The 25,677-nt window shown below is 37.6% G+C and carries 22 protein-coding genes; 13 read left to right on the plus strand and 9 right to left on the minus strand.

Annotated elements, in window-relative coordinates:
* The first annotated feature begins 186 nt into the window (after window positions 1-186).
* Together DVJ99_RS12245 and DVJ99_RS12250 are read left to right on the plus strand one after the other, a co-directional pair.
* Window positions 187-1,674 carry an aldehyde dehydrogenase family protein gene (locus DVJ99_RS12245; protein WP_114604452.1) on the plus strand — a complete coding sequence of 496 codons (1,488 nt, stop codon included), beginning with the start codon at window positions 187-189 and terminating at the stop codon, window positions 1,672-1,674.
* A 322-nt stretch (window positions 1,675-1,996) separates the two neighbouring features.
* Complete coding sequence (locus DVJ99_RS12250) at window positions 1,997-3,142, plus strand: glycosyltransferase family 2 protein (RefSeq protein WP_114604453.1); 1,146 nt, start codon at window positions 1,997-1,999, stop codon at window positions 3,140-3,142.
* Window positions 3,143-3,198: 56 nt separating this feature from the next.
* Here DVJ99_RS12250 and DVJ99_RS12255 read toward each other — a convergent pair whose 3' ends face one another.
* The 3 genes from DVJ99_RS12255 to DVJ99_RS12265 all read right to left on the minus strand — a co-directional run bounded on the left by DVJ99_RS12255 (window position 3,199) and on the right by DVJ99_RS12265 (window position 4,136).
* Entirely contained in the window at window positions 3,199-3,456 is a 258-nt protein-coding gene (locus DVJ99_RS12255; RefSeq protein WP_114604454.1) for a hypothetical protein, read from the minus strand.
* A gap of 15 nt (window positions 3,457-3,471) precedes the next feature.
* Window positions 3,472-3,768, minus strand: coding sequence for a hypothetical protein (locus DVJ99_RS12260; protein ID WP_114604455.1), 297 nt, complete (start codon window positions 3,766-3,768; stop codon window positions 3,472-3,474).
* 110 nt (window positions 3,769-3,878) lie between these two features.
* A complete protein-coding gene (locus DVJ99_RS12265; RefSeq protein WP_114604456.1) occupies window positions 3,879-4,136 on the minus strand; it encodes a hypothetical protein in 258 nt (85 codons plus the stop codon).
* Between the two features lie 166 nt (window positions 4,137-4,302).
* On the opposite strand from DVJ99_RS12265, the gene DVJ99_RS12270 reads away from it, so the two are divergent.
* From DVJ99_RS12270 to DVJ99_RS12290, 5 genes are all read left to right on the plus strand, one after another.
* Window positions 4,303-5,043 (plus strand): ABC transporter ATP-binding protein, encoded by a 741-nt coding sequence (locus DVJ99_RS12270; RefSeq protein ID WP_114604457.1) that lies wholly within the window; start codon window positions 4,303-4,305, stop codon window positions 5,041-5,043.
* Complete coding sequence (locus DVJ99_RS12275) at window positions 5,033-6,148, plus strand: ABC transporter permease (protein WP_114604458.1); 1,116 nt, start codon at window positions 5,033-5,035, stop codon at window positions 6,146-6,148. Before DVJ99_RS12270 ends, DVJ99_RS12275 begins: the two co-directional genes overlap by 11 nt.
* Window positions 6,149-6,415: 267 nt before the next feature.
* Window positions 6,416-8,026 carry a xylulokinase gene (locus tag DVJ99_RS12280; RefSeq protein WP_114604459.1) on the plus strand — a complete coding sequence of 537 codons (1,611 nt, stop codon included), beginning with the start codon at window positions 6,416-6,418 and terminating at the stop codon, window positions 8,024-8,026.
* Complete coding sequence (locus DVJ99_RS12285; RefSeq protein ID WP_114604460.1) at window positions 8,027-9,295, plus strand: MFS transporter; 1,269 nt, start codon at window positions 8,027-8,029, stop codon at window positions 9,293-9,295.
* Window positions 9,296-9,312: 17 nt separating this feature from the next.
* Window positions 9,313-10,092, plus strand: a complete 780-nt coding sequence (locus DVJ99_RS12290) for a glucose 1-dehydrogenase (protein WP_114604461.1) — start codon at window positions 9,313-9,315, stop codon at window positions 10,090-10,092.
* A 103-nt stretch (window positions 10,093-10,195) separates the two neighbouring features.
* On the opposite strand, the gene DVJ99_RS12295 is transcribed toward DVJ99_RS12290, so the two are convergent.
* The 3 genes from DVJ99_RS12295 to DVJ99_RS12305 all read right to left on the minus strand — a co-directional run bounded on the left by DVJ99_RS12295 (window position 10,196) and on the right by DVJ99_RS12305 (window position 15,324).
* Window positions 10,196-12,457 carry a YSIRK-type signal peptide-containing protein gene (locus DVJ99_RS12295; RefSeq protein WP_162912215.1) on the minus strand — a complete coding sequence of 754 codons (2,262 nt, stop codon included), beginning with the start codon at window positions 12,455-12,457 and terminating at the stop codon, window positions 10,196-10,198.
* Window positions 12,458-12,772: 315 nt separating this feature from the next.
* Complete coding sequence (locus tag DVJ99_RS12300) at window positions 12,773-14,101, minus strand: YSIRK-type signal peptide-containing protein (RefSeq protein WP_114604463.1); 1,329 nt, start codon at window positions 14,099-14,101, stop codon at window positions 12,773-12,775.
* Window positions 14,102-14,439: 338 nt separating this feature from the next.
* Complete coding sequence (locus tag DVJ99_RS12305; protein ID WP_114604464.1) at window positions 14,440-15,324, minus strand: helix-turn-helix transcriptional regulator; 885 nt, start codon at window positions 15,322-15,324, stop codon at window positions 14,440-14,442.
* 270 nt (window positions 15,325-15,594) lie between these two features.
* On the opposite strand from DVJ99_RS12305, the gene DVJ99_RS12310 reads away from it, so the two are divergent.
* From DVJ99_RS12310 to DVJ99_RS12335, 6 genes are all read left to right on the plus strand, one after another.
* The gene (locus DVJ99_RS12310; RefSeq protein ID WP_114604465.1) at window positions 15,595-16,971 is read left to right on the plus strand and encodes an AMP-binding protein; all 1,377 of its coding nucleotides are present in this window, start codon (window positions 15,595-15,597) and stop codon (window positions 16,969-16,971) included.
* Window positions 16,971-18,122 carry a thiolase family protein gene (locus DVJ99_RS12315; protein WP_114604466.1) on the plus strand — a complete coding sequence of 384 codons (1,152 nt, stop codon included), beginning with the start codon at window positions 16,971-16,973 and terminating at the stop codon, window positions 18,120-18,122. The genes DVJ99_RS12310 and DVJ99_RS12315 overlap by 1 nt, the downstream gene beginning before the upstream one ends.
* Entirely contained in the window at window positions 18,123-18,809 is a 687-nt protein-coding gene (locus tag DVJ99_RS12320) for a hypothetical protein (RefSeq protein WP_114604467.1), read from the plus strand.
* A gap of 481 nt (window positions 18,810-19,290) precedes the next feature.
* Complete coding sequence (gene arcA / locus DVJ99_RS12325) at window positions 19,291-20,526, plus strand: arginine deiminase (protein ID WP_105994169.1); 1,236 nt, start codon at window positions 19,291-19,293, stop codon at window positions 20,524-20,526.
* Window positions 20,527-20,799: 273 nt separating this feature from the next.
* Complete coding sequence (arcD, locus tag DVJ99_RS12330) at window positions 20,800-22,224, plus strand: arginine-ornithine antiporter (protein WP_114604468.1); 1,425 nt, start codon at window positions 20,800-20,802, stop codon at window positions 22,222-22,224.
* A 209-nt stretch (window positions 22,225-22,433) separates the two neighbouring features.
* Window positions 22,434-23,105 (plus strand): Crp/Fnr family transcriptional regulator, encoded by a 672-nt coding sequence (locus DVJ99_RS12335; protein WP_105994171.1) that lies wholly within the window; start codon window positions 22,434-22,436, stop codon window positions 23,103-23,105.
* Between the two features lie 74 nt (window positions 23,106-23,179).
* On the opposite strand, the gene DVJ99_RS12340 is transcribed toward DVJ99_RS12335, so the two are convergent.
* From DVJ99_RS12340 to DVJ99_RS12350, 3 genes are all read right to left on the minus strand, one after another.
* On the minus strand, window positions 23,180-23,632 hold the full coding sequence (locus DVJ99_RS12340; protein ID WP_105994172.1) for an arginine repressor: 453 nt from the start codon (window positions 23,630-23,632) through the stop codon (window positions 23,180-23,182).
* Window positions 23,633-23,881: 249 nt separating this feature from the next.
* A complete protein-coding gene (locus DVJ99_RS12345) occupies window positions 23,882-24,913 on the minus strand; it encodes a ThiF family adenylyltransferase (RefSeq protein ID WP_240430858.1) in 1,032 nt (343 codons plus the stop codon).
* Window positions 24,910-25,677: a thiazole synthase gene (locus DVJ99_RS12350; RefSeq protein ID WP_114604469.1), complete on the minus strand. Its 768-nt coding sequence runs from the start codon at window positions 25,675-25,677 to the stop codon at window positions 24,910-24,912. The genes DVJ99_RS12345 and DVJ99_RS12350 overlap by 4 nt, the downstream gene beginning before the upstream one ends.

The following is a 25,677-nucleotide window of genomic DNA, read 5'->3' on the forward strand; positions in this document are numbered from 1 at the left end:
TGCTGTTTTGGCAGAGTTTTTTCGTTGTATTTCAGTTTGTAAGCACTTTATATGACGAACATATTTAGTTATGTGATAATAAAAATACAACGAAAAACGAATTACCCACGGTTTTAACAAGGTGAATGTCTTATTTCTATCGCCTTGAGCTATAAATCAATCAACTTTATGAGGAGGATTTCAATCATGAGTGTAAATGTTAGAGATTATATCCAAGACAGTTATGATTTATTTATTAATGGTGATTTTGTACCTAGTGATTCAGGAAGTACAATTGAAGTATCCAATCCAGCTACAGGAGAAGTTTTAACAAAAGTTGCGAAAGCATCTGAAAAAGATGTAGATAAAGCAGTAAAAGCTGCACAAACAGCTTTTGACAGCTGGAGTAAAACACCAAAAGAAGAACGTGTAACATTATTGCGTCAAATCGCAGATAAATTACGCGAACAAAAAGACCGTTTCGCAATGATTGAAACATTAAATAATGGTAAACCGATCCGTGAAACATCAACAATCGATATTCCATTAGCAGCACGCCACTTCGAATACTTCGCAAGTGTCATCGATACAGATGAAGGAACAGTCAATGATATGAGCGAGGATGTCATGAGTATTGTACGTCATGAGCCTATCGGTGTTGTAGGTGCAGTAGTTGCATGGAACTTCCCAATGTTATTAGCAGCATGGAAGTTGGCACCAGCACTTGCGGCAGGTAATACAGTTGTCATTCAACCATCATCTTCTACACCGCTCAGCTTAATTGAATTAGCTAAAATCTTCCAAGAAGTATTACCGAACGGTGTTGTGAACGTCTTAACTGGTAAAGGTTCTGAATCTGGTAATGCAATCTTCAACCATGAAGGTGTCGACAAATTATCATTCACTGGTTCAACAGATGTCGGCTATCAAGTTGCGGATGCAGCAGCAAAACGTCTTGTTCCTGCAACATTAGAACTTGGCGGTAAATCAGCCAACATTATTTTAGATGATGCAAACTTAGATGTTGCTGTTGAAGGTATCCAATTAGGTATCTTATTCAACCAAGGCGAAGTCTGCAGTGCAGGTTCAAGATTACTTGTACAAGAAGGCATTTATGATAAATTAATGGATCGTCTTAAAGATGCATTCGCACGTATTAAAGTCGGCGACCCATTAGATGAAAATATCCAAATGGGTTCTCAAACAGGTAAAGCACAAATGGATAAAATCCAAAGTTATGTAGATTACGCAAAAGAATCAGGTGCTGAAATCTTAGTCGGCGGCAATCGTAAAACAGAAGGCGAATTAGCGAACGGCTACTTCTTCGAACCAACTATTATTGCTGTAGACAATAATGACAACAAATTAGCACAAGAAGAAATCTTCGGACCTGTTTTAACAGTAATTAAAGTAAAAGACGAAGAAGAAGCAATTAAAGTCGCGAACGATTCAGAATATGGTCTTGCCGGCGGTGTATTCACAGAAAACATCAACCGTGCATTAAAAGTTGCGCGTGCAGTAAGAACGGGCCGTATGTGGGTCAACACTTACAACCAAGTACCTGAAGGCGCACCATTCGGCGGCTACAAAAAATCAGGTATCGGCCGTGAAACTTACAAAGCAGCTATCCAAAACTATCAACAAGTTAAAAATATCTATATCGATACAAGCAACCAAACAAAAGGCTTATATTAAGAGCCGACCATTCTTTAAAAAGGTAGCTTTTCAGCCCAAAGGCAAGCGGTACAGCCCTTGCCTTCGGGCTTTTTTTATGTTTTTCTTGCTTAATTCTAAGGCTATTATTTCAATGAGATTAATAATATTTAGTTTCTGTAAAAATGTAAGGTTTTATTAGAAAAAACCTAGAGCTATCACGTATAATGTGAATCAAAATCATAGATATGCATTGAAAAGCAGGAGATGTTTAAATTTAATGTTCGAAAGCGGGTATAGTATGAAATAACCCATAATGATGTATATTAAGTGGCGACATTTTAAAATAGAACGGAGCTATAGAATGGTTAAAGTAAGAATGTTAATCCCATGTTTTAATGAGGAAGATGTTATCAATTACACATACAAAGAACTAAGAAAAGTATTAGACCAAGATTCTAAAGCGAAACATTACGATTACGATCTGCTCTTTGTGGATGACGGCAGTAAAGATCGTACGATTGAAATGGTGAAAGATTATAGTAAGTATGATTCACATGTAAAATATATCGAATTCAGCCGAAACTTCGGCAAAGAAGCAGCAATGTATGCTGGTTTGGAACAAAGCCAAGATGTAGATGCGGTCATTATTTTAGACGGTGATTTGCAGCACCCGCCTGAATTGATTCCGCAAATGATTGAAAAGTATTTAGAAAATGGTACAGACCAAGTTATCGCAAAACGCAACAGAGAAGGCGAAAAAGCGACGCGTAAATTGATGACGCATTGTTATTATAAATTGATTAACCGCTTTGTAGATGTGCCGATTGAAGACGGTGTCGGCGATTTCCGCTTGCTTAGCCAGCGTGTTGTCAAAACATTGGCTGAATTAGATGAAACACAGCGCTTCTCTAAAGGATTATTCTCTTGGGTCGGTTATAAAACCGAAACAATTGAATATGAAAACCAAGAGCGTATTGCAGGGGATTCTAAGTGGTCATTCTTTAAACTATTAGATTACGGCGTAGACGGTATTATTTCATTTAACAATAAGCCGCTGCGTACGATTATGTATTTCGGTATTGGTATCTTTGGTATCAGTATCATTTATCTATTAATCAACTTCTTGTTAATCCTATTTAACGGCATTAAAGCACCAGGTTACTTCACAACTATTTTTGCGATTCTATTCTTAGGCAGTATTCAATTAATTTCACTCGGTGTTATGGGAGAATATATCGGACGTATTTATTATGAAGTGAAGAACCGTCCGAAATATCTTCAGCAAGATTCTAATCTAAATGAAGCATCAGAAGAAAAGAAACGCAGAGAACATTTCTATGCGGTCAACAGCAGAGATAAACGCCATCGCAATATTGAACCGCTGCATCACGCAATGGCTAAACCAGAAGAGCCGGTATCCTATAAAACGAATTTACAAGAGCGTGAACAAAGAGAAGCAGATGAAAAGACAGAACAAGCACATAGAATTAAACAAATGAATTTTTAAAGATTTGATAAACAAAGGAGAAGCAGCACAATGTATGTGTCGCTTCTCCTTTGTTTTTAGGCGGTTTCATCATGTGAACGGTCGGATTTATAACCTTGGGACACGATAAAGAATTCGCCCAATACGATTAAAATGATTGTTGAAGAAAGTGATGAGAGATGGGCAATGTAAAAGCCAATCATCACAATTAAATAAATGACAGGAACGATGAATTTCCAATTGCCACCGAGTTTGGATGCGACCAGCTTTTGTAAAATGACCGCAATGATAAGTGCCAAAATCGGAATAACCCAGTGCATAACACTATCTGACATTATTAAGATGCTCCTTTATTTAAGATCTGATTTCTCGTTATGTTCTTTCTTCTTAGCCAAAGCTTTATTTTGTTTATTACGTTTGAGTTGCTGTTCTAAACCAAAAAGCTGCAAGGCACCTATTACTGAGAAAATGATAAAAGTAGAAAACGTAATGATTTTTGTTAAAAGCAAGACCAGCATAATTATCAAGAAGAGTGTGGGGACCACATACTTATACTTTTTGTTAGTATGCTGGATAATATAATTCTGTGAAAAGAATGCCGCTAGGTACAATACAACAACACCTACAAGACTAAACGCAAGACGCATGATGCTAACCTCCTTTACCACTTATACTATGATTATCGTATCATAATTCACCAGACAGCCAGAAATGCATAAAAAAACATACCCAATTTGATTGGATATGTTGAAGAGATTTAGCGTTGAAATCCTTTAAACCCTTTGACTGTACCGTCTGATAAGTTATATACAAAGAAAGCACTGACAATAATAAAGAGTATAAAGAATGGAATATTCAATACATTTGTGATAAACAGACCTGTCATTAATAAGACTGCAATGACTGGAACGATTAAGTTAAAGTCGCCTTTAATGCGTTTCATTAATGTCGCTTCGGCACCGATAACAATCGCAAAAATGATAAGTGAAACAATCCAACTTAACACTGGAGACATGGATACATCCTCCTTTCATAATGTGCTTTAACACTTATATTCATTGTAAAGCCAGATTATAGGTTAAGCAAATCAATCAGATTTTAATACAATGCACATAAGCATTTCGTTTATGTACAAATCTATTATAATGAAGGTAAGAGATGCAAAGTAAAGAAATGAGGGGATGCAATTGGATAAGGTTGTAGCACAGTTAGCGCATGCACATAAAGCTTTTGGTAAACAAACAGTACTTGAAGATATATCGATTGCTTTAAAGAAAGGTCAAATTATGGGACTAATCGGTCCAAGCGGATCAGGTAAAACGACCGCAATTAAATGCTGGTTGGGTATGGAAGCTTTAGATAAAGGGAAAGCTGAAATCTATGACCAGCCTATGCCGAATCGAAAGGTATTGAGCCATGTCGGTTATATGGGACAGACTCTTGCTCTTTATGAAAATTTAAGCGCTAAAGAGAATTTAGTATTCTTTGGGAATCTGAAAGGTTTGTCAGGACAAAAGCTCAATGATGAAATCAAGCGTTATATGCAGCTGGTGGATTTAGAAGATAAATTGACGCAAATTGTCCATCAATTTTCAGGGGGTATGAAACGCAGACTCTCTTTAGCAGTCACATTATTAGGGCATCCGGATTTGTTGATTTTAGACGAACCGACTGTAGGGATTGATCCGAGTCTGCGTCAAAAAATCTGGCATGAATTGCGCCAACTCGCAAAACAAGGTCAAACCATACTGATGACTACACATGTTATGGATGAAGCGGAACGATGCGACCAAGTTGGATTGTTAGTAGATGGCGAAATCTTTGCCTTAGGCTCTCCAAAAGACTTGAAACAAAAATTTAATGCACAAAGTATCGAAGAAGTGTTCTTAAAAGCAGAGGAGGCGAAAGGGCATGAGATTTAAAGCAATATTAAAACGTGTTATTACAGACTTAATCCGTGATAAAAGAACATTGGCACTGATGTTCCTTGTCCCTTTGGTCATCCTTACGATAATGTTCTTCTTGTTTAACAGCGATAACGAAGAACAATTAGAAATCGGTTTTGCGAAAGACGTACCGCATTCGCTTATTAAAGCTTTGCCTGATGATAAAGCACATACACACACGTACCAAAAGACCAACAAGGTACAAGATGTAATCGAACAACATCAATTAGATGCATATGTAGAGAAGAAAGGTGACCAGTTAGTAGTTACTTATACCAATGAAAACCCAAGTAAAACGTCGGCTGTAAAACAATTACTCGCAAGTGCGCTTCAAAAAGAGAAAATGCAGACAGTCGAACATCAAATGAAATCCATCCAAACAAAAATGTCTCAAATGCCGGGAGAAAAGCCTAAACAATCAACAACACAATCTGAGATGCCGTCATTAAAAGCACATTATTTATACGGTGATCAAGACAGCAGTTATTTTGATAAAATGTTCCCAATCTTAATGGGGTTCTTTGTATTCTTATTTGTCTTCTTGATTTCAGGTATTGCTTTATTAAGAGAGCGTACTTCAGGGACATTAGAACGTATCCTTGCGACATCTGTTAAGCGCAGCGAGATTGTCTTTGGTTATCTCGCTGGCTATGGTATCTTTGCGGTCGTACAAACATTGATTATTGTCTTATTCTCAATTTACTTATTGAAAGTCGAGATGGCAGGCAATTTACTATGGGTACTGTTGATTAATATACTCATCGCCTTCGCCGCATTATCTATGGGATTATTCATATCTACATTTGCAAATTCAGAATTTCAAATGCTGCAATTCATTCCGATAATTGTAGTTCCGCAAGTTTTATTCTCGGGTATTATTCCACTCGATAATGTGAACCGCTTTATCGCAAGTATCGGATATTTATTCCCATTACGTTATGCAGGTGATGCTTTGACTAAAATCATGATTAAAGCACAAGGTATCGGAGATTTCTGGTTTGATGTGGTAATGCTTCTGCTGTTTATTCTCGTCTTTACTACACTGAACATTGTAGGATTAAAACGCTATAGAAAAGTATAAGGTGAATCAGGTCTGCTTCTTTGACGGGGGCAGGCCTTTTTTTATGATTCTCATTAATTTGTGGCCACTCTAAATAAAAAAACAAAATAAGTGATTAGAACTTAAATATGTACATAAAATATAAAGTAACTAGAAAGTTATTGTGTAAATATATACATTGGAGTGTGATTATATTGACAACGCTTACTTGTTACTCTAATATTTATGCAAACGCTAACATATACATAGAGTTTGCCTTAAATTGATAACTTAGAGTAGGTGGATACAGTGAATACTATCAAACAACAAATTGAAGCAGGCAATATCAGTGTGGGGATTGAATTAGGTTCGACACGTATTAAAACAGTCGCAGTAAACGAAGCATGCGAAACAATAGCGACGGGATCATTTGAATGGGAGAACGTGTTTAAAGATGGATTTTGGACCTATTCATTAAATGATGTATGGAATGGCCTGCAAATCAGCTACAGTGCCATGACAGATGCGATTAAAGCAGAATATGGTACAACGGTTAAACAAATTCAATCGTTAGGTATCAGCGGGATGATGCATGGTTATCTTGCATTTGATGAAAAGGATGATTTACTCGTTCCGTTTCGTACATGGAGAAATAATAATGCGCATGATGCCGCAAGACAATTAACAGAAGCTTTTGGAGTGAATATACCTGAACGATGGAGTATAGCGCAGCTTTATGATGCTGCACTTCAAGATGCACCGCATACAAGCAAAGTCCGCTACATGACTACTTTATCAGGTTATGTACATTGGTATCTCACTGGAGAACGTGTATTAGGTGTGGGCGATGCTTCAGGTATGTTCCCAATCGATCCTAAGACACATGCTTTTCGTGAAGATTTATTAGACCATTTTAATGAGCTGTATCATGCACAAGGCTATACACAAGATGTGCGTGATGTGCTGCCTAAGGTTTTAACATCTGGTGAGGATGCAGGGTATCTCACAGAAATCGGCGCAAAACTTATTGACCCGAATCATGAGTTAGAAGCGGGCTGTCCTATGTGTGCACCTGAAGGAGATGCGGCGACTGGAATGGTCGCAACGAACAGTGTAGCGCCAAGAACGGGTAATGTATCTGCCGGAACAAGCATCTTCTCTATGATTGTATTAGATCATCAGCTTAAACGTTTATATCCTGAAGTAGATTTAGTCACAACGCCAGCCGGTGATGAGGTCGCAATGATTCATGCTAATAACTGTACTTCTGATATCAATGCATGGATGAACCTCTTTGCGGAAGTATTAGATACTATGGGGGCAAAATATACAAAAGAAGACCTGTTTACACGTATGTTTGAGAAGGCTTTAGAAGGAGATAAGGCTTTAGGACACTTGCTTTCTTATGGTTATGTATCTGGTGAATTCATCACTGATGTCAAACAAGGTTATCCTATGTTCATCCGCAGTGTAGACAGTCAATTCAACTTAGCGAATGTGATGAAAACACATATCTTCAGTGCGTTCAGTACGCTGAAAATCGGTATTGATTTATTAAAACAAAATGAAGCACTCGAAATAGACAGTATGATTGGACATGGCGGTATCTTCAAGACAGAACGCGTTGCACAGAGCTTCTTAGCTGCAGCGTTAGAAAGTCCGGTCAGTGTTATGCAGACGGCAAGTGAAGGCGGTGCTTGGGGTATCGCTGTACTTGCACGCTACCTAGTAGACGGAAACGACAAAAAGTTATCGGACTATCTTAACCAACAAGCATTCAAAGGCACTGATGACCTAGTCATCAACCCTAAACAAGAAGATATCGAAAGCTTTAAAAACTATATTCAACGATTTGAAGCAGGTTTACCGCTTGAAAGAAATGCGGAGCAATATTTTGAAGATTTTAAGTCAGAAAAATAGATGAAGGTGAATAAATTGAAAACTATAGAGAGAAATCAATCGAAACAGTTTTTAGGACTGCCCATGACTTTAATATGGGGTTATGTGGCAGTCGCTGTATTCATGACCGGTGATGGTATTGAACAAGCATTCTTATCTAAGTACATACAACATATAGGCTTCAGTGCTAGCCAAGCTTCTACAGTACTCACAACGTACGGGCTGGTTGTAGCGATTGCATCATGGTTATCCGGTGTTTTAGCAGAAGTATTCAGTCCAAGACGATTGATGACTTTTGCATTTATAACATGGATAGTGTTCCATGTAGGGTTTTTAGTGTTGGGCTTAGAGACACATAATTATATGATGATGGTAATCATGTATAGTATCAGAGGATTAGCTTATCCGATGTTTATCTATAGCTTTGTTGTGTGGATTACATACTCAGCTCCTCCTCAACGTCTTGCATCTGCAATGGGATGGTTTTGGGCTATGTATTCAGTAGGTATTGGAGTATTAGGTTCTTACTTACCAAGCTTTACAATACCATTTATTGGATTCATGGGAACACTGTGGAGTTCAATAATCTTTATTGCAATAGGCGGATTAATGGCATTTTTCTTAGTTAAAGATCAAAAAGGTAAAGTTAAAGAAAGTGATAAACTCAATGCTAAAGAGATGTTTGGTGAAATACTTCGAGGTGTGACAATATTACGCAACCCTCAAATTGCAATTGCATGTTTAGTTCGAATTATTAATCAGCTTTCTTTATTTGGTTTAGTTGCTTTCATGCCATCGGTATTTACTGATGACTTTGGATTCAGTACATCTCAATGGCTTCAAATTTGGGGCTTCATGTATATTGTGACAATCTTTACTAACCTATTTTGGGGAATTGTTGGTGATAAGATTGGTTGGGTTAAGCAAATAAGGTGGTTTGGCTGTATAGGTATGGCAGTTTCTACACTAGCATTTTACTATGTACCGTTATGGTTCGGACCTAATTTTTGGATAACATGTATCGTTGCAATTGCATTTGGATTTGCCGTTGCAGCATTTGTACCGATGTCCGCAATATTCCCTACACTTGAGCCGACACATAAAGGTGCAGCTGTTTCAATTCACAATTTATCAGCAGGGTTAAGTAACTTCTTAGGACCTGCAATAGCAACAATAGTCCTTATGTTTAGTAATGCTTTAACAACAATTTGGGTCTATGCGGCTATCTATTGTATAGGATTTGTTTTGACCTTCTTTATGAAAGTTAAACAACCATCACTACAAAAATAAATAGAAAGGTGATTTATATGAATATTTTAGAACAGTTCAGATTAGATGATAAAGTAGCGATTGTAACTGGAGGAGCAATGGGATTAGGACAAGCAATGGCAACAGCACTTGCACAAGCAGGTGCAAATATTGTGATTGCAGATATCCAAGAAGATGTTGCTGCAGCTACTGCAACAACTATTCGAGAAACTGAGGGTGTTAAGGCAACATCATTAAAAGTAGACGTTACCAATCCTGATGATGTCCAAAAAATGGTGGATGATGTTGTAGATGAGTTTGGTAAAATTGATATTTTGATTAATAATGCTGGAATGACTATAAATGCTAAAGCGGAAGAAATGACTTATGAACAATGGAATAAAGTGATTAATTTAAATTTAAATGGAGTCTTTTTAGTTGCCCAAGCAGTTGGTCGTCAAATGATTGAACAAGGCTATGGTAATATTATTAATACTTCAAGTATGTCAGGTATTATTGCTAATAAACCCCAAGAACAATGTTCATACAATGCTTCAAAAGCAGGCGTAATTATGTTGACTAAAAGTTTAGCGATGGAATGGTCAAAATATAATATTAAAGTAAATACGATTGCACCAGGATATATGAAAACAGAATTGACTAAACCATTTTTTGAACAAGGAGGAGCAATGATTGATGATTGGATGGGCTTCACTCCTATGGGACGACCTGGTTTACCTGAAGAACTAGGCGGCATAGTTGTTTACTTAGCCTCAGATGCATCATCATTTGCACAAGGTAGTGTTTTCACAATTGATGGAGGCTACACAGCACTTTAAATTAAAAGAAATAAACGAAAACCCGACGAGAAACGGTGTTAAACCATTTCCCAGTCGGGTTTTGTTATAGGTGGGTTAAATTATGGAAAGAATAATGAATTGATTATTCGTTTTCTTTACGACGACGTGCATTTAATAAGAATAATGTACCAGCACTTGCGATTACTGAACCAGAAAGTAAACCGAATAATACTTGATCTTGTTCACCAGTTGCAGGTAATTGTTTTTTAGCGTCTTTAGCTTTTTGAGCAGCAGCAGCTTTAGGTGCAGCTTTTTGGTCTGCAGCTTTTTGAGGAGCTTTTACGCCTTGAGCAGGTGCTTTTTTACCGTCTTTAGTTACTTGGTCTTTACCAGTAGTGTTACCAGTAGTTTTTCCTGAGTTATCTACTTTATTTGTAGTTTTAGCAGGAGTTGTAGTAGTTGCTTTTTTATCATCTTTTTTAACAACTTTAGCTTTTAATGCATCTGCATCTTTAGCAGCTTTAACAATTGCTTGTAAATCTTTACCTTGGTGTGCAGCTTCAGCAATTTCAGTTTGGAAAGCAGCTTTTTCTGCAGGTGTTAAGTTTTTCAAAGCAGCTACAGCTTTGTGTGCTGCGTTTGCTTTATCTAAAACAGCTTTAGAAAGAGCTTGTGAAGAACCTGCTTCTTTAACGTTTTTATCTTTTGCATTTTTAGCGTTTAAGACTCTAGCGTTGTTTAAGATGTTTTCAAGGTTAGCAGAGTTGTTGTTAGCGATGTCGCTGTTGATTTGTTTGTTGAATGCGCCTTTTTGTTGATCAGTTAAGTTAGTTAAACCACTGATAGTATCGAAAGCGTATTGAGCTAAATCTTGAGTAGTTTTAGGTGCATCTTGTGAATGATTTTCTTTAACGTTTTTGTCTTTAGCGTTTTTAGCGTTTAAGACTCTAGCGTTGTTTAAGATGTTTTCAAGGTTAGCAGAGTTGTTGTTAGCGATGTCGCTGTTGATTTGTTTATTGAATGCGCCTTTTTGTTGATCAGTTAAGTCGTTTAAACCGCTGATAGTATCAAAAGCGTATTGAGCTAAATCTTTAGTAGTTTTAGGTGCATCTTGTGAATGATCTTCTTTAACGTTTTTATCTTTAGCGTTTTTAGCATTTAAGACTCTAGCGTTGTTTAAGATGTTTTCAAGGTTAGCAGAGTTGTTGTTAGCGATGTCGCTGTTGATTTGTTTGTTGAAAGCGCCTTTTTGTTGATCAGTTAAGTTAGTTAAACCGCTGATAGTATCAAAAGCGTGTTGAGCTAAATCTTGAGTAGTTTTAGGTGCATCTTGTGAATGATCTTCTTTAACGTTTTTGTCTTTAGCGTTTTTAGCATTTAAGACTCTAGCGTTGTTTAAGATGTTTTCAAGGTTAGCAGAGTTGTTGTTAGAGATATCGCTATTGATTTGTTTGTTGAAAGCACCTTTTTGTTGATCAGTTAAGTTAGTTAAACCGCTGATAGTATCAAAAGCGTGTTGAGCTAAATCTTTAGTGGTTTTAGGTGCATCTTGTGAATGGTTTTCTTTAACATTTTTTTCTTCGCTGTTGATTTTATCAAGTTGTGTAGCATCTTTAACTACAGATTCAACAGCAGCGCCAACTTGTGCATTACGTTTCACTTGGTTGTAGAAACCATTTTTTTGTTGGTCAGTTAAGTTGTGTAAAGCAGCGATTTTAGCTGTAGCACCATTGATTGCATCTAATTGTTTAGCGTCTTTAAGAACTGGTTCAGTTGATTGTCCAACTTCAACGTTTCTAAGAACTTGTTTGTGGAAACCAGCTTTTTCTTTAGCAGAAAGGTTTTTCAATGCGTCGATTGAGCGTTGAGTTTGACCTGCAGCTTTTTGTTTTTGTTCTTGTTCTTTAGCAGCATTTTTAGCAAGTTGAACTTGAGCATCTACTGCTTTAGCATCTTTAACGATACCAGGGATTTCAGCTACACCAGCTTTAGCAATTTTAGCATTGTAGATAGCTTTGTTTTCTTTAGAGATGTTAGCTAATTTGTTAACTTCAGCTTGTGCTTTTTCAACTTGTTCTTTAGCTACATTTTGAGCAGTTTGAACTTGTTTTTTAACAGCAGCTTGGTTAGCATTTGCTTGGTCTGCTTGAACTGCATCGTTAAGTACTGCTTCAACAGGTGGTTGTTGAGTTTGAGCACTTTGTTCGATACGTTTTTTGAAGTTTGCTTTTTCTTGAGGTGTTAAGTGTTGTAAAGCGTCTACTTTTTGATAAGCAGCTTGAGCAGGGCTGCTTTGAGTTTCAGCTTGTGCACTGCTTCCTCCGAATACTAATGCTGTACCTAATGATACAGATGCGATACCGACTGATAATTTACGTAAAGAAAATAGTTGTTTTTTCTTCATGGTGTTATTCCTCCTATAGTAACTATGCATAGTAACAGTGATAAATATATGGATAATATATAGATATGTAACTATTTTACACAACATACATAGACGGATATGTGCACTATACAAAATATTATGAAAATTTTATGTAAATTTAACGTCCGATTTCATTAACAGAGTGACATATTATGACACTTATAGTTGATTTATAAGTGGAATACTTAATTTTGCTGTCAAAGAGAGAAGCCTGACAAATCATTTGCCAGACTTCAAAGGGATATTGGGGAGTTATTTTTTAAGACTTATTACAAATAGAGAGATTATACTTAATTATTTTTCGTTGCGACGACGTGCATTCAATAAGAATAAAGTTCCTGCACTTGCAAATAGTGAACCTGAAAGCAATCCGAATAATACTTGATCATTTTCACCAGTCGCAGGTAATTCTTTCACTTTGTTTTCTTCTTTTTTGCCGTCAGCTTTTGTTGCTTCAGCAGCAGCTTGTTCTTTAGCAGCAGCTTCTGGTGCTTTTGTATCTTTCACAGCATCAGCTTGAGTGCTGTTAGGTGCAGCTTGATCATTTAATTGTTCAGCATCAGCTAAGATAGCTTCGATTTTAGAACCTTTATCTTCTTTTTGGGATTTGGCAACTTGTGTATGGAAAGTATCTTTTTGTTTTTGAGATAAGTTTTCTAATTTGTCGATTGCATCATGTGCTTTTTCTGCTTTTTCATCTAATGATTGCGCCTCGTCAGCTTTTGGCGCTTCTGCTTTATCATCAGCTTTTGCATTCTCTTCAGCTGCTTTATCTTCTTTTGTTGTAGTTTCATCTGTTGTTTTGTCTTCTGCTTTATTCTCTTCAGCAGGAGCTTGTTCTTCTGTAGGTGCTTGTTCTTCAGTTGATGTTTGTTCTTCAGTTGATGTTTGTTCTTCAGTTGGTGCTTGTTCTTCAGTTGGTGTTTGTTCTTCGGCTGGAGCTTGTTGTGCATTTAAGTTTTGAGCATCAGCTAAGATAGCATCGAATCTTTGTGTGCTGTTTTGTCCGCTTTCAACTAAGATTTGTTGGTTGAATGCATCTTTTTGTGCATCCGATAAGTTTGGCAAGTTGTTGATGACTGCGTAAGCATCTGCAGTTTTTTGGTTTAACTCTTCAACTGCAGCTTGTTGTGCTTGTGCGTTTTGATCGTTCAAGTTTTGAGCATCAGCTAAGATAGCATCAAATTTTTGCGTGCTGTTTTGTCCGCTTTCAACTAAGATTTGTTGGTTGAATGCATCTTTTTGTGCATCAGACAGACTTGGCAAGTTGTTGATGACTGCGTATGCATCTGCAGTTTTTTGATTCAATTCTTCAGCTGCCGCTTGTTGTGCTTGTGCGTTTTGCGAATTCATATTTTGCGCGTCAGCTAAAATAGCATCGAATTTTTGTGTGCTGTTTTGACCGCTTTCAACTAAAATTTGCTGATTGTACGCATCTTTTTGTGCGTCAGACAGACTAGGCAAGTTATTGATCGTGTTGTAAGCTTCTTGAGTTGCTTGGTTCAAGTCTTGTGTTTCCGCATTTACAGCTTGGCTTCCCCCTAAAAATACAAGTGTCCCTAATGAAACTGATGCAATGCCCGCAGAAAATTTGCGTAAAGAAAATATTTGTTTCTTTTTCATTTTCCAATCCTCCTAAATAAAGTGAGTATACATTGATAGACTTACAAAGATGAAATAAATATAAATTGCTTATGTATTAATTCTACACAACGCCTATAGACATGTATTTTCATTTATTAGAAAAATGAATACGTTTTTTTATTAAATTGTTTTGCTCTTATCCACAGTATATGACACATAATGTCATCAGATGACCTGATGAATAATATTGCTATAATTATCTTGTTGTTCATGACTATGTAGTGGGAGAATATCTAGAATTCACATATATATAGGAAAGAACTGAAAATGAAAAAAGCTGCAGATACTCATTGTTTTGAGTACTTGCAGCTAGCAGGTTAGTATTCGCTGTTGCTTAAACGTGTAAACAGATAAGACTCTTGGAGTTTTAATAATTCTTTCATCACAATTTGATACGTACTTTCTGGTCCTATGAGGCGTGCTTGATTTCTTGCAGTGAAACAAAAGTTAATCGCGTCTTCTACACACAATTTGATACGGATGACATAATACTTTTTATCTACTAATTTAATAATTTCATGCGGGTATTTATGACGGATTAATTGGTAAAGTTCAGGCACAAGTTCAAACGTAACCCAGTGAATCGTGTTATAAATAGATTGAGCATGGAAATGGTTAGGACTCAGAGTGATGGTTTTTTGGTTTAAATCTGTAGATTGAATATGATCGTCTATCTTATACATTAATTTGAAAGTGAAGTTATTATACTGGATTCCGATAGGAGTAATTTCTTTATTTGAATCCACATAGAGCTTGCGAGAGGTGTGAATCGCTCTAGAAGCAAGTACAATGTTACTTAACTGTTCATACCGCTTAACAACCTTTAGTTTGGATAAATGTGTACGTAATTCTGTTTCATGTTGGGTATGGAAGGTTGTAATCAGTAATTCTAAATAATTGTAGAGATGCTGATCGATTTCAGGTGAAACGGTTTCTAATAGCGCCAGCAAGAAATACAGCGAAACTTCGTGGTTGGAAATTGAACTGTCCATTTCATAGGTGCCCATTCTATGATTATAGGTGATTTCTTTTCGGTAACCATGCCATTCATCGGTGTCATATAGAAAATTCCGAATATTATCGATATCACGCTGTATCGTTCTCGAAGAGACACCCCATTCATTTGAAAGTTCGTGCTTATTAACCACTTTTTGCTGAATCAGACGTGTATAGATGCTCAATATTCTATGTGCTTGTTCCATAAACGACCTCCATTTCTTAAGATGATACTTCTAGTTTGAGAGGATAAAACACTGTATGTGAATAAAATAGGATGTGGGTCATCTTATTTTATTTGTAAAAACACTTTTGCTAAATTCTTATTCAAGGTTAGTATACAATAATTTTAGTGACGTGGATATAAGGAATCAAAAGTATTTTATATTTAAATTTGTACTAATTAAGATTGATTTAAAGGAAATATGCTAAAATAAAAATGATTATTTTATAGCAAAGAGGAAGGTGGAAAGACAATGTCTTTGAATGTGGTTCAAACTGAAGCAAGCCGATTAACACAGTCAGAGCTGAATCATTATTTGAAATCAGATGTACCGTTTATACAACAATGGGCAACACATGAACGTATCGGTATTTTAATACAAGATCCTGCTCAATTTATGCGTGTTTATCAAGCAATTCAAGGGGCAGGCTACTTGCCTGTGGTATTAGATTCAAAATGGACATCTGAACAGCTGCATGAAATCTTAGCGCATTACGAAGTGACACAAGTGATTGCGGATAAACAGATTGAAGATGTACATACAGTCAGACTGGAACAATTAAATGAAGCAGAAGCTTCAGAGGAACTGCATGAATTGCATATGCCGCCAAATGACTTATTGCACATTGGCTTTACTTCAGGCACAACTGGCATGCCTAAAGCCTATTATCGCAACCGTCATTCATGGGATGTCAGTTATGATGCCAACGATGCAATTTTAGAGACGAAGCCTTCTTGTATTATTGCACCGGGGCCATTGGCTCATTCTTTAACGCTTTATGCGATGATGTATGCTTATCATTCAGAATTGACATGCTATATGCAAATGGAATATCACCCTGTGCAGCTGCTGCATCAATTACAAGAACAAAATGGTGCGGCCGTTTTTATTGTACCTTCGGTACTAGAACAGCTATTGCAGTTTGATGCGAAACAATTATCCGAAGTTTCAGTAACGTTTTTATCTTCAGGCGCAAAGTTAGAACCGCATACCATTCAAAAATTCAAACAGAAACTGCCGAATGCACAAGTGATTGAATTCTTCGGCACGAGTGAAGCGAGTTTTATTTCATATCACCATGTAACAGATTACGCACCGAAAAATGTCGGAAAGTTATTTAAAGGCGTGAAAGTCATTTTAACAGATGACAGCGGAAAACAATTGCCTGATTCTAAACAAGTCGGTCAGCTTCACGTACAAAGTGAAATGGTCTTTTCAGGTTATGTAGGCGCTGAATCTATTTCAAGCGAAGATACCATTGCGACAGGAGACTATGCCAGAATGACAGATGACCAAGAACTGATTTTAGAAGGTCGTGTAAATAATAAGGTCATTGTCGGCGGTATGAATGTCTATCCTGAAGAAGTTGAACGTGTGATTACTGAAACGACACCTATTCAACATGTTATGGTTAATGGCGTACCGCATTTTGAACTCGGAGAAGTACTGATTGCTTACTATCAATCAGAAACGGATTTAGAGATTCGTGAAGTGAAACAAATATTACGCAATCATTTAGAACGTTATAAAGTACCGATGCGATTTATTAGAGTTCCAGAAATGCTTTGGACTTCCAGCGGTAAAGTTGCACGTCAGCAAATGATTGAAAAATACGGGAGGCAATCATAATGAGAGAAGCAGTGATTATTGAGGCAAAACGTACGCCTATCGGTCAATACGGAGGCTTATTCAAACACTTAGAACCAGAAGACTTGCTTCAACCGCTGATAAAGCATATGACACAACTGCATCCTGCTATTGCAGAAAATATTAATGATGTCATTATCGGCAATACAGTCGGCAACGGCGGTAATATCGCACGCAAATCACTGCTGCATGCTGGCCTTTCATATCATATTCCCGGTATGACAGTAGATCGCCAATGCGGTTCAGGTTTAGAAGCTGTCAATATCGCATGCCGCATGGTACAAGCTGGCGCAGGCGATATCTATTTAGCTGGCGGTGTCGAGTCTGTCAGTCGTGCACCTTGGAAAATTCAAAAACCGCAATCACTGTATGAGAAACATCCTCCAGAGATTTATGAACGTGCACCGTTCACACCAGAAACTATGGGAGATCCAAGTATGTTAGAAGCAGCTGAAAATGTCGCACAAGTTTATCAAGTTTCCCGAGAACGCCAAGATGCATGGGCTGCACGCAGTCATCATCAATACTTTGCCTATCAATCCCAAATCCAGCAAGAAATTATACCGTTAACGGTTCATGGCGAAGCAGTAACGCAAGATGAATCACCAAAACAAAAGATGACAGCGCAACGGTTATCACGTTTAAAACCATTATTTAAAGACGGAACTGTTACAGTAGGGAATGCATGTCCAAAAAGCGATGGTGCCGCATTAGTGTTGATTATGTCGAAAGAAAAAGCAGAAGCTTTAGGCTTAAAGCCTTTACTTAAATTTACAGATGCACAAACCGCAGGTGTGAATCCTAAATTACTCGGCATCGGTCCTGTTCCAGCAACAGAACAATTATTGATGCGCCGCAATCTGTCAGTTGCTGATATAGATTGGACAGCGTTTAATGAAGCATTCAGTTCGCAAGTATTAGCTTCTATAGATTTATTAGGATTAGATGAACAAAAAGTCAATCCGTTCGGCGGTGCTTTAGCAGAAGGGCATCCTTACGGTGCCAGCGGTGCTAATTTAGTAGCACGTCTGCTTTCTATTCAAGCTTATTCCCCGGGTAATCAATTGTTAGCCGCAATCGGTATCGGAGGCGGTTTAGGTATCGCATCCCTATTTGAAAAGGCAGAAGATTAAATGAAACAAACTTTGATATGGCAATCGCCGAAACCAGCGCATCGTTCATTGAATTTAGATGCCTTTTATCTGACGAAGGTATGGCATACTTTTGATGACTTTCAACAACAGCACCAAGCACCTTTGATTTTAAGAAACAAAGTCATCTGTCAATATGCACCTTTAATTGAAGGGGAAAGCTATGAAGCAGAATTAATATGCAGATCACAAAGGAAACTTCGACAGTTTACACACTACTGTTATGTACTTACAATAGCATCATTGGGTGACAATAAAATGTGTATGGAAATAACAACAACATTCATTGAACAGCCTGATTCATCATTTAAGATAGAACAAAAGGCCAAACAACCAACAAAACAGTCAACAATATCATCTCAATATATTCCTTTAGCTATAGACTGGGAAGATGTATTAGATTATTTGAAACAAGTGAATGATTATAACCCGATACATCTTCAAAACCATATTTTGCCGGGCGACTATATTGTAATGGCCGCATTAGAGACATTGTCTAAGCATCAAGAAAATTTAAACACTGTCCAAGAAATAGAAGTAAAATACAAGAAGATGATGCATCGAACAGATCAACTATGGATGAACTTGAAAGAAGAGCGTTCATTGATTAAGATTCAAATCGTTAATCAAGCAGCGGAGACTTGTGTTGAAGTGTGGGTTAAAGTGTGACATACAACTCAATAGGAAAGGTTCAACAAGGAAATTGCATATGCAGTTTCCTTGTTTTTTTAAGCTATATTATGTGCAATTTTAAAATAATGTAAATTATCTGTATTTCTGCGTTAGCAGGGTATAGCCACATTAGGAGGGATTGTTTATAAAGTAATGCTCAATTTTATTCTTGCGCCCTCATTAGGATTGTGGGTTTATGGTGTTAATTCAGCCACATAAGTGAAATCGAATAAGGATAATGCATAGATTCTCTAAAAAATGAATAAAATATTTTATTTGAGAATTATGACTCTGTAAATCAAGGGATTATTCGGTTTTATGCATGCAAAACCCATGAAAATGTATTAAATATACAAAAACATGCAATGAATAAAAGAATAAGTGTGAAATATACAACACTTATAATGTGATTTAATTCACATGAGTATTAGTTGAAAGGGCTTACAATGTAGATAAATAAAACAAGGAGGTTTCACAAATGAATGAACATCCAATTAAAGTAAACAGTGAGATCGGTAAATTGAAAACGGTATTGCTTAAAAGACCTGGGAAAGAATTAGAAAATTTAGTACCTGAGTATCTAGAAGGATTGTTATTTGATGATATCCCGTACTTGAAAGTAGCGCAAGAAGAGCATGATAAATTTGCACAAGTGCTACGCGATGAAGGTGTAGAAGTTGTCTACCTTGAAGACTTAGCAGCAGAAGCGATTGAAGATCCTGAAGTGCGCAAACAATTCATTGAAGACGTTTTAGCTGAATCTGAAGACACATTATTAGGACATGAAGATGCAGTTAGAAAATTATTCGATGGTTTAAATAACAAAGACTTAGTTGAAAAAGTAATGGCAGGTGTACGTAAAGAAGAAGTTGAAACTGGTAAATCACACTTAGTGGAATACCTAGATGATTCTTATCCATTCTATATGAACCCAATGCCTAACCTTTACTTTACACGTGACCCGCAAGCATCAATCGGAAATGGTATGACAATCAACCGTATGTTCTGGCCGGCACGTCGCAGAGAATCTATCTTCTTCACTTATATCTTAAAACATCACCCAAGATTCAAAGATGCAGATGTACCTGTATGGTTAGACAGAAACTCTGATTACAACATTGAAGGCGGAGACGAATTAGTGCTTTCTGAAGAAGTTGTAGCAGTAGGTATCTCTGAAAGAACATCAGCACAAGCAATTGAAAAATTAGCACGTCAAATCTTTGCGAACCCTGAATCTAAAATTAAAAAAGTTGTAGCTATTGAAATTGCGAATACACGTGCATTCATGCACTTAGACACAGTATTCACAATGATTGACTACGATAAATTCACAATTCACTCAGCAATCGAGAAAAAAGGCGACGATATGAATATCTTCACTCTTGAACCAACAGAAGATGGAAAAGATATTACTATCACACGTACTACAGACTTGAAAGAAACATTAAAAGACGCATTGCACTTAGATCACATCGAATTCATTCCTACTGGTAACGGCGACCCAATCGTTGGTCCTCGTGAACAATGGAATGATGGTTCTAACACATTGACTATCCGTCCAGGTGTTGTTGTCACTTATGACCGTAACTATGTATCAAACCAATTATTACGCGACAAAGGTATTAAAGTTATTGAAATCACTGGTAGTGAATTGGTTCGCGGACGCGGGGGCCCACGTTGCATGAGTCAACCGCTATACCGTGAAGATATCTAAATCTGAATACAGCAACGCTTTAAGTGGTAAGGATTGCATCAATAGAAGTGGTTCGACGTCATCACTTAAAGCTTTGCCTTTAGATTGAAATACTGCTTTGAAATAAAAATGATACCTATTCACGGCAACGTGTTTAAAACATGGCCTATGATTTTGAAAATGAGCAAGAGGCACATGCCCTTAACATCAATTAAAGCAGTATAGCGTCAAAAAATTAAATAAATTGACAAGACATGCTTTGAGGCAATCTCGAGCATTAAAGGAGTTTTGAAAATGAGCGGAGAACAAAATAAACTCAATAAAACGGCTTTAATCGGTTTGGTCATTGGTTCAATGATCGGCGGCGGTGCCTTCAATATTATTTCAGACATGGGCAGCAATGCCGGCGGATTGGCGATTATTATCGGTTGGATCATTACCGCAGTCGGTATGATATCACTCGCATTCGTCTTCCAGAATTTAACAAATAAACGACCGGATTTAGACGGTGGTATTTACAGTTACGCACGTGCAGGTTTCGGTGACTTCGTCGGTTTCTCTAGTGCATGGGGATACTGGTTCGCAGCATTCTTAGGAAACGTCGCTTATGCTACGTTGCTGATGTCAGCAGTCGGCAACTTCTTCCCGATATTCAAAGGCGGCAACACACTTCCTAGTATTATCGTAGCCTCCATCTTACTATGGGGTGTACACTTCCTGATTTTGCGCGGAGTCGAAACTGCCGCATTAATCAACAGTATCGTAACAGTGGCTAAATTGATTCCTATCTTCCTTGCGATTGTATGTATGATTGTCGCATTCAACTTTGACACTTTTATGGCTGGATTTGCAGGAATGAAAGACAACATTGCATTACCGATTAACTTCTCTAACATCATGGAACAAGTTAAGAGTACAATGTTGATCACTGTTTGGGTATTTACAGGTATTGAAGGTGCGGTCGTATTCTCTGGCCGTGCGAAAACTAAAAAAGACGTAGGGACAGCAACAGTACTTGGTCTATTGATTGTATTAGTCATCTACTTCTTATTAACAGTACTTGCACAAGGTGTTATCGAACAAAACCAAATCTCTGAATTAAGCAGCCCATCAATGGCAGCATTATTAGCACACATCGTCGGCCATTGGGGTTCAGTTGTGACAAACATTGGTTTAATCATCTCAGTACTCGGTGCTTGGTTAGGTTGGACATTGCTAGCAGGTGAATTACCATTCATCGTTGCAAAAGATAAAATGTTCCCTAAATGGTTTGCAAAACAAAACGCAAACGGCGCACCTGTCAACTCATTATTAATCACGAATATCTTAGTACAATTATTCTTAGTAAGTATGTTATTCACTGATAGTGCGTACCAATTCGCATTCTCACTCGCATCTAGTGCCATCTTGGTACCTTATGCATTCAGTGCATTCTATCAATTCAAATATACATTACAACAAGATCGAAACAGCACTGTGCAAATGGCCGTAGGTATTATCGCATCTATATATGCTATCTGGCTCATTTACGCAGCGGGTGTGGACTACTTGCTGTTGACAATGCTGTTATATGTACCAGGACTTTTCGTTTACATGTTTGTTCAAAAGAACAACGGTATCAAACTTATCACAAGAGACTATGTGTTAATGGGATTCATTGTAATCTTTGCCATCTTAGGTTTAATAAGATTATTCAGCGGTGCGGTAAGTGTCTTCTAAAGCTCCCTTGCGCATGATCTTGATATAACATCAGAAATGGCAGCTTACAGGTTACTCCACCTCCTGTAGGCTGCTGTTTTTATACATAAGAATGTGTGGACTGCCTTGAATATGATACAATAATAACAATGCTTGCAAGGCTTTTTGAGCCTTTGCGCAAAACGAACGCACATTCATTATTAAACGATAAAGAGATGAGGTGAACGTGTATGAGCAATAGTACTGAAGCTTACCAAACATCGATACAAGCATTATCTAAAATACTAGAAGTACCCTCAGGACTGATTGTTCCTCATCTTTCTGAGATTTATGTGAGAAATTATGAAAAGGGACAAGTGATTTACTATCAAGGATCAGAAGCAGACAGCATTTATTTACTCTTAGAGGGTTATGTTTCTAGAGAACTGCTCAATGAAAACGGTGATGACTACCTATTATTAAATAAGCCGGTCACTATGTTTCCATTGAATCACTTATTCCATTCAGACCATTATCATGAATCTTGTACCGCTTTAACGAGCAGCTTAATCGTCAGAGTACCAAAGAACGTCATCGAATACCTATGCAAGAATAATGAAGATACTTTTATTAAGATTTATGACTTAATGCGTATGGAAGCACAGCAAAGTATCGAGCGCAATATGGCACTGCTTGGACGCAATGCTGAACAAAAGGTCGTTAATACATTACGTGTCATGTGCGAAACAGTAGGTACCGATCACGGCGCTTATTATGAAATGGACAAAATTATGACTGTCACATTGCTGAGTGAATTAGCAGGCGTATCGCGAGAAAAAGCGAGTCATATCATCAGAGATTTAAGCAAGAGAAATCTAGTACTGAAGAATCATCAAACGTGGACAGTAAGTAAATCACTATAAACAAAGCATTAAAATGATGAAACAATAAAACAGAGGATCAGGTGCATAATTGTGCATCTGATCCTCCGTTGCTTTTATGGTTTTAACAATAAATAGCGGATATATTCTGCTTCTTCATGTGATTTCATCAACATCATAATGACGTCATTGCCGCTGACTGTGCCAAGCACATGCGGCAGCTGCATTTGGTCGATGCAGTAATTAATCGTACGCGCAAAACCAGGTTCTGTCTTAATTAAAATATAGCTGTCTTTCACAATAATGGAATTGATACTGTCATCACGATATTTCTTGAAAGCTTCTCGAAACGTATTCGCAGCGCTCTTTTCAGGCAACACATAATAAGATGGTTCAGAGCCGTTAGGCACCTTAGTCACATTTAATTGCTGCAGGTCCTTTGCGACTGTTGTCATGCTGAAAATCAAGTTGTATTGTTCTTCCATGATTTCCGCAAGTTCACGCACTGTCGAAATACGATTGTTCTTCAACAATAATTTAATTAATTCAAGACGTTTCTCTCTTTCCATAGCTTCATCCCTCAATTAATAATTATACAGTTTAATTGTATTCTATAAGGTAAATGAACTCAAATCATTTTTACATATAACATCAATATTCTTACTAAGTATTTGATGGTTTAAGCAGCTGACTTATAGAAAATCACTTTACTTGAACAGATGGTAATAAATTCGACTATGTATTATAGGATACCCCATACTAGATAACTTAAAGGAAAGAAGTGCACATCTGTTCTCAATGTACACTTCTTTAAGAGATTATTTCATTGTTTTTAATAAGTTTTGATATAACGTTTCTGCTGTGTTGTCATCTTCTAAATGATGTACATTCATACGTCCATCTTTGAATAATGTTGCGTGATAGCCGTTGACCTCTAATTGTTTAACGTAAGGATTGGCTTTATTGATTTTCCCGGGAAATAATTCCGCATGGTCAAAGTGTTCTGGTTTGAAACGAAAGACATAAGTGTCACCGCAGCTGCCTTCGATGTTTTTAGGCTGATGTCGGCCTAGGTAATCATATTGACCATTACTGCATACTGGACAATCCGGGTTTTTCATACGGCTGACATCCATGCTTTGCTGCTTCAAATCAAAAGGTGACACAGTAATCAGTTTGCCTGAGAAGCCTTTGCCTGAAACAAAGCGCATCAGTTCCGCAATCTGATAGCTGACAACTTGCATGATCACAGGCGGAATAACGCCGTTGATTGCACAGCTTTCAGCGGTTTCTGGTGCTTCTTCCATTAAACAGCGCAAGCAAGGACCTGTATAATCAATCGCATAAACAGAGCCTTTACCTCCGACTGCGGCGCCGTATATCCAAGGAAGGTTCAGTTTGTGACAGATTTCATTGAATAAGAAGCGAATCGCAAAGTGGTCCATGCCATCCATTAAAATATCAGGCTGTGCTTCTGAAATCATACGTTCGATATTGGTCGTCGTAATTTCTTGGTAGATGGGATGAATCTTTACATTTGAATTAATTGCTTTTAATTTATTTTCGAGTGCGAAGACTTTAGGACGCATTTCCTTCACATCTGTTTCATCAAAGAGTGTTTGACGATGCAGGTTGGACATTTCAACAATATCCATATCGACGATAGTTAATGTACCGACACCCATGCGCACGAGATATTCTGCGAGATGGCTTCCGAGTGCACCGGCACCCATTACCATGACATGTGTCTGTTCAAGTGCCTTTTGACCTTGTGCGCCAAAGGGCGCAAAGCGGGATTGGCGGCTATATCGTTCATCGATGTCAGGCATATTGTCTGACTGGTGCATCATAGGAATCCTAAACCTTCGCTAGGGCTTGAAGCTTGTGCTGTATATTTAACCGGAATACGGCCTGCTTCATAGCTTAAACGTCCAGCTTCTACACCAAGTTTCATTGCTTCTGCCATTTTCACAGGATCTTTGGCACGTGAAACCGCTGAGTTTAATAAGATACCATCTGCACCGAGTTCCATCGCTTGTGCCGCATCTTTAGCTGAGCCGATACCAGCATCGACGATAATCGGTACATTCGCATTTTTAATGATATAGCTTAAGTTAAGCGGGTTATTGATACCGCGGCCGGTACCGATAGGCGAAGCTAACGGCATTACAGCGTGTACACCTAATTCTTCTAAACGTTTTGCGAGTACAGGATCTTCTGAGATATAAGGACATACAGTATAGCCGCGTTCTAATAAGATTTTACATGCTTCGTATGTCGCAATCGGGTCAGGCAATAATGTTTCGTCATCTCCGATAATCTCAACTTTAATCATGTCGCATACACCCGCATGTTTAGCAATTTCTGCGATACGTACTGCTTCTTCAACAGTTTTAGCACCAGCAGTATTCGGGAAAGTCACAAAGTCTTTCAAGTTGACATTCGCAAGCGGGTTAGGCAGGTTTTTGTCATATAAGTTCATACGACGTACCGCAAATGTCAGTACGTTTGTGCCTGAAGCTTCGATTGCTTTCGTTTGTACTTCTTCATTATCAAATTTTCCAGTTCCGAGTAATAATCTTGATTCCATTTCATAAGGTCCGATTTTTAACAT

It is taken from the genome of Staphylococcus sp. EZ-P03 (genome assembly GCF_003344575.1).
GTDB classification, from domain to species: Bacteria; Bacillota; Bacilli; order Staphylococcales; family Staphylococcaceae; genus Staphylococcus; species Staphylococcus simulans_B.

What these genes read in the sequence shown, in the direction of transcription:
- DVJ99_RS12245 (WP_114604452.1), top strand. Translation starts at nt 187, where the DNA reads ATGAGTGTAAATGTTAGAGATTATATCCAAGACAGTTATGATTTATTT.
- DVJ99_RS12250 (WP_114604453.1), top strand. Translation starts at nt 1,997, where the DNA reads ATGGTTAAAGTAAGAATGTTAATCCCATGTTTTAATGAGGAAGATGTT.
- DVJ99_RS12255 (WP_114604454.1), bottom strand. Translation starts at nt 3,456, where the DNA reads ATGTCAGATAGTGTTATGCACTGGGTTATTCCGATTTTGGCACTTATC.
- DVJ99_RS12260 (WP_114604455.1), bottom strand. Translation starts at nt 3,768, where the DNA reads ATGCGTCTTGCGTTTAGTCTTGTAGGTGTTGTTGTATTGTACCTAGCG.
- DVJ99_RS12265 (WP_114604456.1), bottom strand. Translation starts at nt 4,136, where the DNA reads ATGTCTCCAGTGTTAAGTTGGATTGTTTCACTTATCATTTTTGCGATT.
- DVJ99_RS12270 (WP_114604457.1), top strand. Translation starts at nt 4,303, where the DNA reads ATGCAATTGGATAAGGTTGTAGCACAGTTAGCGCATGCACATAAAGCT.
- DVJ99_RS12275 (WP_114604458.1), top strand. Translation starts at nt 5,033, where the DNA reads ATGAGATTTAAAGCAATATTAAAACGTGTTATTACAGACTTAATCCGT.
- DVJ99_RS12285 (WP_114604460.1), top strand. Translation starts at nt 8,027, where the DNA reads ATGAAGGTGAATAAATTGAAAACTATAGAGAGAAATCAATCGAAACAG.
- DVJ99_RS12290 (WP_114604461.1), top strand. Translation starts at nt 9,313, where the DNA reads ATGAATATTTTAGAACAGTTCAGATTAGATGATAAAGTAGCGATTGTA.
- DVJ99_RS12295 (WP_162912215.1), bottom strand. Translation starts at nt 12,457, where the DNA reads ATGAAGAAAAAACAACTATTTTCTTTACGTAAATTATCAGTCGGTATC.
- DVJ99_RS12300 (WP_114604463.1), bottom strand. Translation starts at nt 14,101, where the DNA reads ATGAAAAAGAAACAAATATTTTCTTTACGCAAATTTTCTGCGGGCATT.
- DVJ99_RS12305 (WP_114604464.1), bottom strand. Translation starts at nt 15,324, where the DNA reads ATGGAACAAGCACATAGAATATTGAGCATCTATACACGTCTGATTCAG.
- DVJ99_RS12310 (WP_114604465.1), top strand. Translation starts at nt 15,595, where the DNA reads ATGTCTTTGAATGTGGTTCAAACTGAAGCAAGCCGATTAACACAGTCA.
- DVJ99_RS12315 (WP_114604466.1), top strand. Translation starts at nt 16,971, where the DNA reads ATGAGAGAAGCAGTGATTATTGAGGCAAAACGTACGCCTATCGGTCAA.
- DVJ99_RS12320 (WP_114604467.1), top strand. Translation starts at nt 18,123, where the DNA reads ATGAAACAAACTTTGATATGGCAATCGCCGAAACCAGCGCATCGTTCA.
- arcA (WP_105994169.1), top strand. Translation starts at nt 19,291, where the DNA reads ATGAATGAACATCCAATTAAAGTAAACAGTGAGATCGGTAAATTGAAA.
- arcD (WP_114604468.1), top strand. Translation starts at nt 20,800, where the DNA reads ATGAGCGGAGAACAAAATAAACTCAATAAAACGGCTTTAATCGGTTTG.
- DVJ99_RS12335 (WP_105994171.1), top strand. Translation starts at nt 22,434, where the DNA reads ATGAGCAATAGTACTGAAGCTTACCAAACATCGATACAAGCATTATCT.
- DVJ99_RS12340 (WP_105994172.1), bottom strand. Translation starts at nt 23,632, where the DNA reads ATGGAAAGAGAGAAACGTCTTGAATTAATTAAATTATTGTTGAAGAAC.
- DVJ99_RS12345 (WP_240430858.1), bottom strand. Translation starts at nt 24,913, where the DNA reads ATGATGCACCAGTCAGACAATATGCCTGACATCGATGAACGATATAGC.
- DVJ99_RS12350 (WP_114604469.1), bottom strand. Translation starts at nt 25,677, where the DNA reads ATGTTAAAAATCGGACCTTATGAAATGGAATCAAGATTATTACTCGGA.